This window comes from Rhodococcus sp. KRD175 (assembly GCF_017168275.1).
Taxonomy (GTDB): Bacteria; Actinomycetota; Actinomycetes; order Mycobacteriales; family Mycobacteriaceae; genus Rhodococcoides; species Rhodococcoides fascians.
In genome coordinates this window covers 611,178-624,337 of sequence record NZ_JABFAQ010000005.1, presented here as the reverse complement: position 1 = coordinate 624,337, position 13,160 = coordinate 611,178, and the positions used below count along the sequence as shown (strand labels likewise).

The 13,160-nt window shown below is 63.5% G+C and carries 16 protein-coding genes; 9 read left to right on the top strand and 7 right to left on the bottom strand.

The genetic code is table 11. The annotated features are described in order from the left end of the window. The first annotated feature begins 1 nt into the window (after position 1). Both ccsB and J1M81_RS11115 read left to right on the top strand, forming a co-directional pair. On the top strand, positions 2 to 985 hold the full coding sequence (ccsB, locus tag J1M81_RS11120) for a c-type cytochrome biogenesis protein CcsB (RefSeq protein ID WP_032375566.1): 984 nt from the start codon (positions 2 to 4) through the stop codon (positions 983 to 985). Positions 986 to 1,359: 374 nt separating this feature from the next. Then, entirely contained in the window at positions 1,360 to 2,712 is a 1,353-nt protein-coding gene (locus J1M81_RS11115; RefSeq protein ID WP_371828093.1) for an AAA family ATPase, read from the top strand. Between the two features lie 9 nt (positions 2,713 to 2,721). Here the strand turns inward: J1M81_RS11115 and J1M81_RS11110 are convergent, their stop codons facing one another. Continuing rightward, positions 2,722 to 2,919, bottom strand: a complete 198-nt coding sequence (locus tag J1M81_RS11110; RefSeq protein ID WP_027498326.1) for a membrane protein — start codon at positions 2,917 to 2,919, stop codon at positions 2,722 to 2,724. A gap of 135 nt (positions 2,920 to 3,054) precedes the next feature. Further along, positions 3,055 to 3,270 carry a BldC family transcriptional regulator gene (locus tag J1M81_RS11105; RefSeq protein WP_027498325.1) on the bottom strand — a complete coding sequence of 72 codons (216 nt, stop codon included), beginning with the start codon at positions 3,268 to 3,270 and terminating at the stop codon, positions 3,055 to 3,057. Between the two features lie 199 nt (positions 3,271 to 3,469). On the opposite strand from J1M81_RS11105, the gene J1M81_RS11100 reads away from it, so the two are divergent. Then, positions 3,470 to 3,823, top strand: coding sequence for a DUF4229 domain-containing protein (locus J1M81_RS11100; RefSeq protein WP_032399478.1), 354 nt, complete (start codon positions 3,470 to 3,472; stop codon positions 3,821 to 3,823). Next, positions 3,820 to 4,902 (top strand): PLP-dependent cysteine synthase family protein, encoded by a 1,083-nt coding sequence (locus tag J1M81_RS11095; protein WP_027498323.1) that lies wholly within the window; start codon positions 3,820 to 3,822, stop codon positions 4,900 to 4,902. Before J1M81_RS11100 ends, J1M81_RS11095 begins: the two co-directional genes overlap by 4 nt. A 6-nt stretch (positions 4,903 to 4,908) precedes the next feature. Here J1M81_RS11095 and J1M81_RS11090 read toward each other — a convergent pair whose 3' ends face one another. The 4 genes from J1M81_RS11090 to J1M81_RS11075 all read right to left on the bottom strand — a co-directional run bounded on the left by J1M81_RS11090 (position 4,909) and on the right by J1M81_RS11075 (position 10,081). Continuing rightward, positions 4,909 to 5,220 carry a hypothetical protein gene (locus J1M81_RS11090; protein WP_027498322.1) on the bottom strand — a complete coding sequence of 104 codons (312 nt, stop codon included), beginning with the start codon at positions 5,218 to 5,220 and terminating at the stop codon, positions 4,909 to 4,911. A 5-nt stretch (positions 5,221 to 5,225) separates the two neighbouring features. Continuing rightward, entirely contained in the window at positions 5,226 to 7,685 is a 2,460-nt protein-coding gene (gene pepN, locus J1M81_RS11085) for an aminopeptidase N (protein WP_032399448.1), read from the bottom strand. Positions 7,686 to 7,710: 25 nt separating this feature from the next. Continuing rightward, positions 7,711 to 9,105, bottom strand: coding sequence for an HNH endonuclease signature motif containing protein (locus J1M81_RS11080; RefSeq protein ID WP_057472747.1), 1,395 nt, complete (start codon positions 9,103 to 9,105; stop codon positions 7,711 to 7,713). Between the two features lie 67 nt (positions 9,106 to 9,172). After that, positions 9,173 to 10,081: an NAD(P)/FAD-dependent oxidoreductase gene (locus J1M81_RS11075; RefSeq protein ID WP_032399446.1), complete on the bottom strand. Its 909-nt coding sequence runs from the start codon at positions 10,079 to 10,081 to the stop codon at positions 9,173 to 9,175. Between the two features lie 74 nt (positions 10,082 to 10,155). On the opposite strand from J1M81_RS11075, the gene J1M81_RS11070 reads away from it, so the two are divergent. From J1M81_RS11070 to J1M81_RS11050, 5 genes are all read left to right on the top strand, one after another. Beyond that, positions 10,156 to 10,656 (top strand): MarR family winged helix-turn-helix transcriptional regulator, encoded by a 501-nt coding sequence (locus J1M81_RS11070; protein WP_052061312.1) that lies wholly within the window; start codon positions 10,156 to 10,158, stop codon positions 10,654 to 10,656. 68 nt (positions 10,657 to 10,724) lie between these two features. Then, positions 10,725 to 11,066, top strand: a complete 342-nt coding sequence (locus J1M81_RS11065; RefSeq protein WP_206498033.1) for a hypothetical protein — start codon at positions 10,725 to 10,727, stop codon at positions 11,064 to 11,066. A 55-nt stretch (positions 11,067 to 11,121) separates the two neighbouring features. Beyond that, positions 11,122 to 11,337 (top strand): hypothetical protein, encoded by a 216-nt coding sequence (locus J1M81_RS11060; RefSeq protein WP_032365231.1) that lies wholly within the window; start codon positions 11,122 to 11,124, stop codon positions 11,335 to 11,337. Positions 11,338 to 11,343: 6 nt separating this feature from the next. Next, positions 11,344 to 11,847 (top strand): Clp protease N-terminal domain-containing protein, encoded by a 504-nt coding sequence (locus tag J1M81_RS11055; protein WP_204858209.1) that lies wholly within the window; start codon positions 11,344 to 11,346, stop codon positions 11,845 to 11,847. A 33-nt stretch (positions 11,848 to 11,880) separates the two neighbouring features. Next, entirely contained in the window at positions 11,881 to 12,261 is a 381-nt protein-coding gene (locus J1M81_RS11050) for a phage holin family protein (RefSeq protein ID WP_032365232.1), read from the top strand. Here J1M81_RS11050 and J1M81_RS11045 read toward each other — a convergent pair. Next, positions 12,258 to 13,127 (bottom strand): 1,4-dihydroxy-2-naphthoate polyprenyltransferase, encoded by an 870-nt coding sequence (locus J1M81_RS11045; RefSeq protein WP_032399445.1) that lies wholly within the window; start codon positions 13,125 to 13,127, stop codon positions 12,258 to 12,260. The two genes, J1M81_RS11050 and J1M81_RS11045, sit on opposite strands and share 4 nt — an antisense overlap. Positions 13,128 to 13,160: the final 33 nt, after the last annotated feature.

Here is a 13,160-nt window from a genome sequence, read left to right as displayed (position 1 = left end):
GATGCCGATCAACGAGACACTCTCGCAGTACAGCGACTGGTCGTTCGAATCAGCCTTCACCATCTACGTGCTCGCATTCGTCCTGCTCATCGCTCAGTACGCCTCCGCCAAGGCGACGGCCGCTCAGGCCAAGGAGCTCGTCGGTGCCGGAGCCCCGGTGACCGCGTCGTCGGTGGCTGCGTCCTCCGGCCCGGGACGCGTCATCGAGGCACCCAAGCGCCCGCTGTCCGAACGCCTCGCAGGTATGGGCTTCGCGCTGCTCGCACCGGCCCTCGTCCTCCACATCGCCTCGGTCGTGCTCCGCGGATTCGCCACCCACCGATTCCCGCTGGGCAACATGTACGAGTTCGTCACCATGGCAACCGCTGCCGCAGCACTGACCTCCGTGGTGGTGCTGCGCAAGAAGACGATGCGCCCGATGCTGGTGTTCGTCCTCGCACCCATCATCGTGCTGATGTTCTTCGCCGCCACCAAGCTCTACGCAGACGCCGCACCCGTCGTCCCGGCGCTGCGCTCCTACTGGCTGCCCATCCACGTCACCATCGTCAGCGTCGGCAGCGGCATCCTGCTGGTCTCCGGAGTCGCGAGCCTGCTGTTCCTGCTGCGCATCAAACAGCCCCTCGGCGAGGAGAGCGTGGGATTCTGGGGCCGCTTCGCTTCCAAGCTCCCCGACGCCCAAGCCCTCGACCGACTCGCCTACAAGACGACCATCGTCGCCTTCCCGCTGTTCGGAGCCGGCGTCATCCTCGGCGCGATCTGGGCCGAGGCCGCATGGGGACGTTTCTGGGGCTGGGACCCCAAAGAAACGATGTCCTTCATCACGTGGATCATCTACGCCGCTTACTTGCACGCCCGCGCCACCTCCGGCTGGCGAAACACCCGCGCCGCGTGGATCAACGTCGGTGGATTCACTGCCATGCTGTTCAACCTCTTCATCATCAACATGGTCGTCTCCGGTCTGCACAGCTACGCAGGACTGAACTGACCTCTGCGCGTTCCACACGCTCCGCTGCCGACGTGCAGCTGGTAGCGTCCGATCCGGCTCGATGGGGGAGACATCCGAGCCGGCACTCGACGCGGGACGCACACTGGGGGGAAATCGGTCATGGCCGATCGGCACGGAAACAATTGGCAACCCGTCCGACCGATGGACGACGACGAAACCCCGAACACGCCGGAGCCGGTGGTGACCGAGACCCCGGTTGTCGGGTCTGCCGGGGGGAGTCTCGGGTTTCGGGGGAGCGTGAACCGTTCCGATCCACCCCCATCTCCATGCCGCCCGCGGATGCTCCGAGCCCGACTCCTGTTGTCGCGGCAATGTCGACTCCACCCGTCGAGGTGACGCCACCGACCGACGAGATGCCGACGATGCCCGAAGCATCGGGTCCACCGGTTGTGTCACCTGTTTCGTCCGACATGGCCATGCCCCTTGGTCCGCCGACTCGGCCCATGCGCGAGCCGCAGCCGCCTGGGCAACAGGGTCAGCACCCTGTCCAGCCGCAGAACGGGATGGTGTTTCCCCAGAATGCTGTTGTGCCCCAGCAATATTGGCAGCCGAACAACGAGTGGGCAGCCCAGAATCAGTGGCAGGCCCAGAACGGCTGGCCGACGCATGGGCAGGGGCAGGGAAATGGGCAGGGTCAGGGGTATGGGCAGTGGGCTCCGCAACCCGGTTCGTGGCCGCAACCGATGTTGCCCGGCCATGTTCCTGTTGTGGTTCCTGCCGTGGCTGCTGTCGTTCAGCCGGATCATCGACCGCTGTCGCAGCCGATGTCGGCGGCCGACCTCGGCGATTCGTTGCTGATCAGGTCGGCAAGTGTCGCTCCGGTGGCCGGGTGGCGTCGTGCGCTGTATCTGATGTCCGGTGGTCGGATCGATGTGGGGAACAGTCCGGCGCAACAGCGACGCCTCGAATTGACCGCGCAGGTTGATCGACCATTGGTGGGGTGCTACCGCGTCGCGGTGCTCTCGTTGAAGGGTGGGGTCGGAAAGACGACGACAACGGCCACGTTGGGCTCGACGTTCGCAGACATCCGCGGTGACCGCGTGATTGCGATCGACGCGAACCCCGACCGCGGAACGCTGGGGCAGAAAGTACCGTCGGAAACGACGGCGACGGTCCGAAATCTGTTGCGAGACATGGATTCCTTGGAGCGCTACAGCGACGTTCGGGCCTACACCTCACAGAACGTCCATCGGCTGGAGGTGCTGGCCTCCGATTCGGATCCGGCGGCGTCCGAGGCATTCAGCGGTGAAGACTACGACCGAACGGTGACACTGCTCGAGAAGTTCTACAGCATCGTCATCACCGACTGCGGCACCGGATTGATGCATTCGGCGATGGAGAGCATTCTCGAGGGCGCGAACACTCTGGTCGTCGTCAGCTCAGGGTCTGTGGACGGGGCGCGGAGCGCGTCGGCGACATTGGATTGGCTGGATGCTCATGGCTATCGAGAGCTGGTGGCCACGTCGGTGGCGGTGGTCAACGCGGTAAGACCGAGGGCGGGAAAAGTCGACTTGCAGAAGGTGGTCGAACATTTCGAGCAGCGGTGCGCTCAGGTTCGGACGATTCCGTTCGACCCGCATCTGGAGGAGGGGGCTGAGATCGAATTGGGCAGGCTTCGTGGACGCACGCGAAAGGCACTCCTCGAAGTAGCTGCGGCGGTGGCAGCAGGCTTTCCGGCCTCGCCCACTACTTCTCGCCGCAGCTGATCGGAAACTTTATTCGCCGACTTCAGTGCCGGCGTCGGTCCCGTCCTTGCCTCCGCGACGAGCGTCCCGGTTGATTTTCCAGAGAAATTCCGGATCGTCATCGGGCCCGACAGTCCGCGGGGGTTCAGGTTGCGTGCTGGGTCCGAATGCCTTCCACAGCAGCACAATCACTGCCACCAAACCGATCAACGCCAATAGATAGATCACGACGCACCTCCTACTACGAGGGTAGCCGTCATGCAACGACCTCCGCACCCGTCGAGCGTCGAAGATTCCTGAGAATGTTCGATGAGTTCGTACGGGTGCGGAGGTCGTTGCCGAAACTGCGCCGAATGGCCTGTCTCAGTGCTGTACGCCGGCTTCGGTCGTCAGAGAAGTCAGCAGCTGCATGACCTCGGTTTCGCGGAAGCGGCGGTGTCCGCCGGGGGTGCGGAGCGATCCAAGACGTCCGGCGTGTGCCCAGCGAGTCACGGTCTTGGGGTCGACGTGAAAAAGCGCTGCTACCTGACCCGGTGTGAGAAGTGAGTCCTGAGCTTTGTGGAACGTGGGTGCGCTCATCTGTCGTGTCCTCCTACGGTGCGGTTCTGTGCATTTGCGTCGAACCGGAGATATCGGTCTGCGGTGTTGTGAGCCCCATGGTTGCACTCGGCCCCCTAGGTACTCGACTGATACAAGGTTGGTAAAGGGGAGGTAATGGACAAATCGGTCACGCCAGGGGTGGGTGGGAAGCCCTGCACGGCCCGGTAACCTTGAGCTCGTGAGTGATGCGACGAATGCCGACCGAAGCGACCCGACCAGCGGAAACCCCACGCCCGGCCGTTCTGCGAAGAAGTCCCTTGCCGTCGATCTCGCCGTGTACACGTTCGCGCGTCTGGCGCTCGTCATCGTCATTGCCGCGATCATCATCGGTGTCGGTTTACTCTTCGGCATCGAGGTTCCGATCCTCGTCGCCGCGATCTTCGGCGTCCTCATCTCGCTGCCGTTGTCCCTGCTTCTGTTCAAGCAGATGCGCATCCGCGTCAACGAGTCCATCGCTGCGGTCGACGAACACCGACGCACCGCTCGCGCGGACCTGCAGTCCAAGCTGCGCGGTGAAGACGGCCGCAAGTGACCACATCGGTGGACCGCTCCGGATCGCGTGAGTGGGTCGACAACGCAGTCCGGTTGATCGAAGCCGATTCTCAGCGCAGTGCCGACACACACCTGCTGAGCTATCCACTGCCTGCCGCATGGGGAATCTCGCTGTACCTCAAGGACGAATCCACTCACATCACCGGCAGCCTCAAACACCGGCTGGCGCGATCGCTATTTCTGTACGCGATCTGCAACGGCTGGGTCACCGCGCGAACCACGGTCGTCGAGGCGTCTTCCGGCTCCACGGCGGTCAGTGAGGCATATTTCGCCGGCCTGCTGGGATTGAAGTTCGTCGCAGTCATGCCCAGAAGTACAAGTCCCGCCAAGATCGCCCTCATCGAATCGCACGGTGGGCGATGCCACTTCGTCGACCACCCCGGCGAGATGTACACCGAGGCGCACCGGCTCGCAGCCGAACCCGACTGCCACTACATGGACCAGTTCACCCACGCCGAACGGGCCACCGATTGGCGAGGGAACAACAACATCGCCGAGTCCATCTACGATCAGCTTCGGCTCGAGAAATGTCCCATCCCCGATTGGGTGGTCGTAGGCGCGGGAACGGGCGGAACGAGCGCCACCATCGGTCGCTACATCCGATACCGCAGACACGCAACGCGTTTGGCTGTCGTGGACCCAGAGAATTCGGCCTTCATCGGAGGCTACGAAACCGGTGACGCGAGTTTCGAGACCGGTAAGTCCTCACGTATCGAAGGCATCGGGCGACCGCGGGTGGAACCGTCCTTCGTCGGCCAGGTGATCGATCGAATGATCGCGGTGCCCGACGCTGCGTCGGTGGCGGCCGCGAGATTCACTTCGGCTGCGATCGGTAAACGAGTGGGAGGATCCACCGGCACCAACATCTGGGGTGCCTTCGGATTGATCTCCGAGATGATTGCCGCGGGACGCACCGGCAGTGTGGTGACGTTGTTGTGCGACGGCGGAGACCGTTACTCGCAAACCTATTTCGACGACACCTGGGTCGCGGGCCAGGGGATGGATCTCGACGAACCGACCGCCGCGCTCGAGCAGTTCATCCGTACCGGGGTGTTCTGAGCAGATCTACCAGGTCACGACCATCGACGTCACCGCAGTGACAGCGGCGACCGTCCCGACGGCCGGCCACGCACCGATCTTCTTCGCGAGCGGATGCGACGCACCGAACGCCACGAGGTACGTCCCGAGCAGTGCGCCGGCACGAGCCGAGCCCGACGACTTCTGCCATTGCGTGGTGCAGACAACGCCGACTGCAGCGAGCACTGCTCCGCCGAGTTGGCGATTGTGCGACCGGCGAGCAACGGCGAAGCCGCCGAGCAAGCCGCCTGCGGCGAGAGCGGATGTGGCGAACGAACGTCGAGCATCATGGTCGGACATGATCGTCACCCTAGCCGAGCTTGCACGCGCAAACTCCGGTTCAGGTGATCTCTCTGCTCGATTACCAAGCGCCGCAACGCAGCCGGTGCCCACTCGTGCTCGGCGAGCCACACGTCTGCACTGTCGGTCGACGATTGCTGAGGAAAGAGGCGAACAACTATCCTCCGTGCGATCTCGATGCTGCGTGAGGTCCACAACGAGGAGATGGACTCGAAATACCGGTCCTCGTACGGTTGAGTGAGGTCCGGTCGGTGACCCGCCCCGAACCCGGTGATGTAGGCGTCGAGAACATCGTTGGACACGTCGTCGCGCTCGGTGATGGAAGTCCACGCGCTCGCTTTGACTGTGGCGTCAGGGATCGCCGTCGCCGCCGCGGTGTGGGCAGTGCGCCCCGAAAGTGTGTCGTCCGAACCGAGTTCGGTATCCAGCTCTGCGATAGTTGCGTGTCCGGTGGCGGCGAGTGCCAGCCAGAATGCCCAGCGCTGATCGGGGTCCAGCCTTAGCCCGGCAATGGTCGCGGTGCCATCGAGCAGGGAGCGTAGATCGTCGGCCAGGAAGTCGTCGAGTTGCGCAGCCGATGCGACCGCCCGCGCCCACACCAACTGCGCGTCGCTTCCGGGTTCGCTCGACTGCAGCTGCCGCCACGACGCTTCGAGCCAATGCCGGGTGGGCTCGTCCCGTCGGTCTTCGGGGAGGTAGTGCGCGAGTGTGTACGCGACGTTGGCCGTGACTGCGGAGAGCAACCCGATCTTGGGTTCGGTTGGCGCGAATCTGGTTGCGATGTCCAGGTATTCGATCGCAGAGAGCTCGGCGTCCCGGGTGGAGTTCCACAGTGCCGACCACACCAGCCCTCGTGCAAGGGGATCGACGATGCGATCGAGTGAGGTCCGCACGGTGGCGGTGGAGCGCTCGTCGAATCGGATCTTGGCGTAGGTCAGATCGTCGTCGTTGAGCAGAACCAGTGCAGAATCGGGGAAGTCGACGGGCGTTCGCGAGTCGGTGATGTCGAGTTCGTAGCGGTGGGTCCTCGTGAGATTTCCGGCCTCGTTCGGATCGTAGAGCCCGACCGCGATGCGGTGCGGACGCGGATCCGACTGCTCGACGGCGTCGCCGGTATAAGTCAGTGTGGACACGCCGGTGGTCTGCAGCCACGCGCCCGCCCAGGTCTCGAGGTCTCGCCCGCTGGCGGTGGACATCTCGCTCAAGAGATCCGTCAGGGTCGTATTACCGAAGGCATGCGTACGAAAGTAGTTGCGGGACGCTGCGAAAAAGGCGTCGGCACCGACGAACGCCCCCAACTGCTTGAGCACGCTCGCGCCCTTCGCGTAGGTGATGCCGTCGAAGTTGAGCTTGGCTGCCTCGAGATCGGTGATGTCGGCGACGATCGGGTGAGTGGTGGGAAGCTGATCCTGCAAATAGGCCCACGCCTTTCGGCGGTTCGCGAAACTGACCCAGGCATCGGTGAATCGGGTGGCTTCGGCCGACGCGTACGCACCCATGTAGTCGGCGAACGACTCCTTGAGCCACAGATCGTCCCACCATTGCATCGTGACGAGGTCGCCGAACCACATGTGCGCCATCTCGTGCAGAATCGTGTTCGCCCGAGCCTCGTACTGGGCTTCGGTTGCCGCCGAACGGAATACGTACGATTCGGTGAACGTGACGAGCCCGGGGTTCTCCATCGCACCGAGGTTGTATTCGGGGACGAAAATCTGGTCGTACTTACCGAACGGGTACGGATAGTCGAACTTGTCGTGGAAGAAGTCGAGGCCACGCTCGGTGATGTCGAAGATGTCCTCGGCGTCGAAATACTCGGCGAGGGATGCGCGGCAGTACGCGCCGAGCGGGACAGTCAGATCGCCTCGAGTCCAGGACGATTCGACGCCGTGGTACGGCCCGGCCGCAACCGCGGTGATGTACGTCGATATGGGCAGCGTCGGGGCGAACGTGGTGACTGTGCCGTCGGTGACTCCCGCGCGGTTGGACAGGACCGTCCATGCCGGGGTTGCTGTGACCCTCAGCGTGAACGAGGCCTTCAGATCGGGTTGCTCGAAATTCGCGAACACCCGTCGAGCATCGGCAGGTTCGTACTGGGTGTACAGGTAGACGTTGTCGTCGACGGGGTCGACGAAGCGGTGGAGTCCTTCACCCGACCTGCTGTACCGGCCGCGTGCACGTATTCGAACGACGTTGTGGTCGGCGAGTCCGACCAGTTGAATGCGAGCTCCGTCGTAATCGACCTGCGCATCGGTGCCGTTGACGGTGACCTCGTCCACGGACGCACCGATGAAATCGACCCATGTCGCCGCCGTCGTCGCATCGAATTCGATGGTCGTCACCGACTCGAAGGTGTCGACGTCCGTGTCCTCGGCGCGCAGGAGGTTCAGATCGACGAGATACTTCACCCCGTCTATGTGGCGCGATCGCCTGCGAGTTTCGGTTCGGGTCAGATTCGCGGTGCTCACCGAACCAACCCTAGGTGATTGTTTTTCACAGGGCGGGTGGGGTGAAGTAGTGACGTCCGAGTGGATCGACGATATGTAGCACTCCATCCGGAAGCAGTTCGGTGCGCCAAAGTTTGCGCGTTTTGAGGTTGTGGTGGAGCCGACAGCGCGGACCGATGTTCGTGAGGATGGTCCAGCCGCCCTTCTCGGGGCGGTGTCGGTCGAATTCGACGATGTGGTCGAGGTCGCATCGTTCCGAGGGCACGTTGCAGCCAGGATGCAGGCAGTACGGGTTCTCGGCTCGAACCTTCGCCGCGAGAGCTCGACTGGGCGTATAGCTCAGCGCGCCTGGCGGCGGGAGTTTCATGCCCCCATGGCCGTCGGGGTACAAGGCGTGGATCCCGATGGGGTCGTCCCCGACGGTGGCACGCCACCGTTCGATCAGCGTTCCCCCACCCGGCCGCGATCGGGTAGCTCTGGTATTCACAGAGCCGGGCGTGGGAAGCCTGGGTGGCGGTGCGTCCGGTGGGATCGTGTTCGGTGATTGGCTCGTCGGCGGCTCGTCCCCCGGTGCAGCGGAAGTGGAACTGCCGCTGCGTGTTCCGTCGGTTGCGGCGCAGTCGGTGTCCGATGGTTCGTTGTCCGCTGTGTCCGGATCATCGTGCTCGGGGGCCCTGTCGCCGTCGCGCGGCGTCAGGCATGTCGCGCACTCGCACAGCAGTGTCTCCCCGCGCATCAAGGCGGTCTGAGCGTCGGCCCGTCGTTGGTCGTCCGACCGCGGATCCTCCGGGTGCAGGCGTATGACCTCGGCGTCGATCCGCGCAAGTTGTTCGTCGGCTTCGCCGTCGGTCATCAGTGTGGTCAGGCTCGACAGTCCTCGTGCCCGGCGACGAAGGCGGATTCGCTTCTCGGTGCGTGCGGCACGCTTGCGTACCGCACGGTCCCAGTCGGCGTCGGCCTCGATGAGCAGTCGATCGATTTCGCGGCCCAGAGCTCCCGGTGCCATCTCCCGGGCGGCCTTGAGAATCTCGGTCTCCAGGGCAACGGCCGTCTCCGGACGGGCATGAAGTAGATGATCGTGGATCGTTCTGACTCGCTCCAGATCGAGGGCACCGTCGATGAAGCCCTGACGCACGAGAGGGCGCAGTTGACGCCACATCTGCACCTTGTTGTTGATGGCGGCAAACGTGGACGACAGAGCCGCCGCCAGTTCACAGACTGCCGAGTTGAACAGATCTTTCTCGGTGACCCCGGTGTCCCACGGTGACGCGCCGGCCGTTCGGCTGCGGACATACTCGTCCAGCAGAGCAAGTTCCGAAGCGACGGCAGCGTTGATCGTCCGTCGCGCTCCCAGAACGTCGGCGAGCGGAGAATGGTCCCCCGTCACCCACGCCGCTTTCCGTAGCCCCATGTCACCCCCCAGCGACTGAAGATCGAACACGTATTCGATCCACTGCGGCAAGTGTAGAACAGGGCACCGACACATTCTTCGGCGCTGGCAGGAGGCGTCAGACCGCGCTGACGGCTCGGGTCACATCGAGTTCGAGTAGGTAGTGATTGATGGCGATTGCAGCCTTCGATCCTGCTGCTGCCGAATTGATGAGCTGGGCGGGGGAATCCGAGACGTTCCCCGCAGCCCACAGGCCGTCGACGCTGGTGAGCCCGGTCGGGTCGGTGGCCACCCAGCCGTTGTCGAGGCGAGTGCATCCGATCGATCGCAGGAGCGCGTCGTTCGGAACGAACGTCGGCCCGACGAACACGACTGTTCGAGGAACGACGGTCCCGTTCGTCAGCTCGATGCCTATGACGCGACCGTCCTGCACAACGATTCGAGCAACCGGTACGTCGACGATTCCGACGGACCGCGCGTCGAGTCGAAGGCGTTCGTTTTCACTCAGTTCGATGCCGTTGGTGAAGAAGACGACGTCGTCCGACCATTGGCGAATCAGCGACGCCTGGTGGATCGTGAACGGTCGGTTGGATCCGCCGACCACGGCTATCGGCTGATCCCGAACTTCGTAGCCGTGGCAGTACGGACAATGCAGCACTCCCGAGCCCCACTGTTCGTGAACGCCGGGGATATCGGGCAGTTCGTCTCGAAGCCCGGTGGCCACCAAGACCGACCGCGAGTGCCGGGACTCGCCGCCCTCGAGGCGGACCTCGAATCCCTCGTCGAGTTCAATTACTTTGCCGCGCAGAATTTCTCCGCCGTATCGGAGGACTTCCTCGCATCCAGCCCGATGCAACTCCTCGGGTGTGGAACCATCGCGCGAGAGGAAGTTGTGAACATGGTCGGCAGGCGCGTTGCGTGGTTCTTCGGCGTCGACAACGATCACTTTTCGGCGGGCGCGAGCCAGAAGTGTCGCGGCACTGAGTCCGGCTGGGCCGCCACCGATTACCACGGTGTCGTACGTCAAGATGCCTCCTCGGTGGTGGGATATGTTGTGAACGTAGCAGAACTGTCAACTAGTTAACGATATTGGTGGTGCCGATGACCGATGCCTCGCTTCGTGAGCTGACCTGTGCACGGTGGGCCGAGTTCAACCCGGAGCTGGACACCTCGCCGATGCAGGTGGTGGCCGAGATCAAGCGCATCGTCGCGCTGCTCGACGTGGCCGTCGAACCGATATACGCCGCGGCCGATGTATCCGTCGCCGAGGTGGAATTGATGGTGCCCCTGCGTTACGCGATCGAACCGGTGACGGCAGCGCGGTTGGCGGAGCTGCTCGGCATGACCCGCGCAGGTGTGAGCAAGACGCTCGGAAAGCTCGAACGCCGCGGCTTTCTGCAGCGCGTGCCCAGCGCCGAAGACCGACGGTCTGCGTCGATCACCCTGACCGATCAGGGGAGGCGCATCGTGGATGATGTATTTCCCCGAGAGCTCGAAGCGCACGGACGATTGTTCGATGTGTTGGGTGCACGTCGAAACCGTGTTCTCGAGGCCCTGACCACGCTCGCCGAGTCGATGGAGTCCGGTCTGCCGTCTCGGTGACGTTCCCGTCGGCCTGTGTCACGGCTACGCTCGCCAACACGTGCGGGGCGATTCGTAAGGCGGACACGATGAACACATTTCAGAAGTCGGCGGCAGGGTTCAACAAGGTCTTCATGGTCGTGATGAAGGCACCGGTGCTCGACAGGGTGCTCGGACGCTCGATGGGCATTTCGACCTACACCGGCCGGAAGTCCGGCAAGAGGATCACATTGCCGCTTGCGATCAGCCGGAAGGGCGAGCACCTGAAGGTCAGGGTGGCGATGCCGGACAAGAAGAATTGGTGGCGAAATTTCGTGGACGGCGGCGGTCGTGTCGATGTCGACCTCGGCGGCGTCCGGTACTCCGGCCTCGCGACGGCGACCCGTGACGACCGTGGGCGAGTGTCCGTCGATATCACTGTGGACCACTGACTTGCGTGTCAATAAAGGTTGACAACCCCCTCTCTGTCAACCTACATTGACATTCATGACAGAAGCCACTGCATTGGCCGCCGCGGCCGCCAGTTCCGATCCGGGGGAGGGGTTGCGTGCCGTAGCCGCACTTCGCCGTCTACTCGAACGTCTGGAAGCCGTCCAGGTTCGCAATGCGCGGAATCAGGGATGGGCGTGGCAGGCGATAGCGGATTCGCTGGGTGTCAGCAGACAGGCCGTTCACAAGAAGCACGGCGGAAAGGGAAGGTAGACAACCATGTTCGAGCGATTCACCACTCAGGCCAGGGCGGTCGTCATCAGTGCCCGGCTGCACGCCCGGGCGTTGCACTCGGAGCGGGTCGAACCCATTCATCTGTTCCTCGGTGCGCTCGACAAGGCCGACGAACCGCTCGGGTCTGCGCTGGCCGAGGCGGGGTTCACCCTCGACAACGCGCTCGAGGACGTGCTGTCGAGGGACGCCCGGGCCCTACGGTCCATCGGCATCGACCTTCACGACGTGATCGACACCGTCGAGACTGCGGTGGGGTTCGGCGATGTCGACCATTCGAACGATTCTCACCTGCCGTTCGCGCCGTCGGCCAAGGAAGCGCTGAAGCTGGCCTTGAAGGAGGCCGTCCGATTGCGGGACAGGGAGATCGGTGTCGAGCACATGCTTCTCGGTGTGATCGCAGGTGCCGATCCATCGTTCACCGAGCTCGTGAGTGTTCGCTGCAGCCTGAACGATCTGCGCGACGCCGTCCTGCTGGTTCGCACGTCGTAGCTCCGAGCGGGCCCGAACTCTACGATGGGCGCCATGAACTTTCTGATTCGGCTCGTGATCAATGCCGTCGCCATCTGGGTTGCGAAGGAATTCGTCGACGGCATCACCGTGACCAGCTCGGGCCGCGGTGACGGGTGGGACATCGTGGTCCTGCTCGGTATTGCGGCCGTGTTGACGATCGTCAACGCGTTCATCAGGCCGATGGTGAAGCTGTTGTCACTGCCGCTGCTGATTCTCACCCTCGGGCTGTTCACTCTCGTCATCAACGCGTTGATGCTGATGTTGACGGGGTGGCTGTCGTCGCAGACCGGTTACGGCCTCGAGATCGTCGGTTTCGCGGCCGCGTTCTGGGGCGCGATCATCATCTCGATCGTGAACTTTCTGCTGGGCGCATTCGTGCCCGAGAAGCGTTAGGCGAACGCCAGCGCCACACCGGTAGCGGCACCCCAGACGAGCATTGCCAGTCCCGAATCACGCAGCGCCGGTATCAATTCGAAGCCGTGAGCACCGCCGCGAACCGGCGAATTGGCGCGCGCAGCGAGGGGTAGCGCGAGCAGGGCAACCAGGGCCCACGGGGTTCGGGCGGTCAGCGCGACGGTCATGGCGAACGGGACGACCAACAGTGCCAGGTGCAGATAGCGCGTGCGGGTATCGCCCAATCGCACTGCGAGTGTTCGCTTTCCGGATTCGGTATCGGTAGGAATGTCCCGAAGGTTGTTCGCGACGAGTACGGCACTGGAGAAAGATCCGACGGCTACCGCGGCGAGCACGCCCGCCCAGTCGATCTGCTCGGCCTGCACGTATTGGGTGCCGAGCACGGCGACGAGTCCGAAGAACACGAATACGGCAATCTCGCCGAATCCGCTGTAGCCGTAGGGCTTCGAGCCGCCTGTGTAGTACCAGGCACCGGCTATGCAGATCAGGCCGACGATCACCAACCACCAAGCGCTCGTGGCGGCCAGGACAAGACCTGCGACGGCACCGACCGCGAAGCAGCCGATGGCTGCCCGTTTGACGGCTCCTGCCGAGGCGGCCTTGGAGCCGACGAGTCGGAGTGGGCCGACTCGGTCGTCGTCCGTGCCGCGGATTCCGTCGGAGTAGTCGTTGGCGAAGTTGACGCCCACGATCAGCGCCAACGAGACGATCAGTGCCAGTAGTGCCTTCCACCACACGCCTGCGTCCAGGGACACGGCTGCACCGGTGCCGACGAGGACGGGGGCGATAGCGTTGGGGAGCGTTCGGGGTCGCGCCCCTTCGATCCATTGTGCTGTGGTGGCCATGAGCGACGATCTTTCCGTATCTGCCGGGAGGGT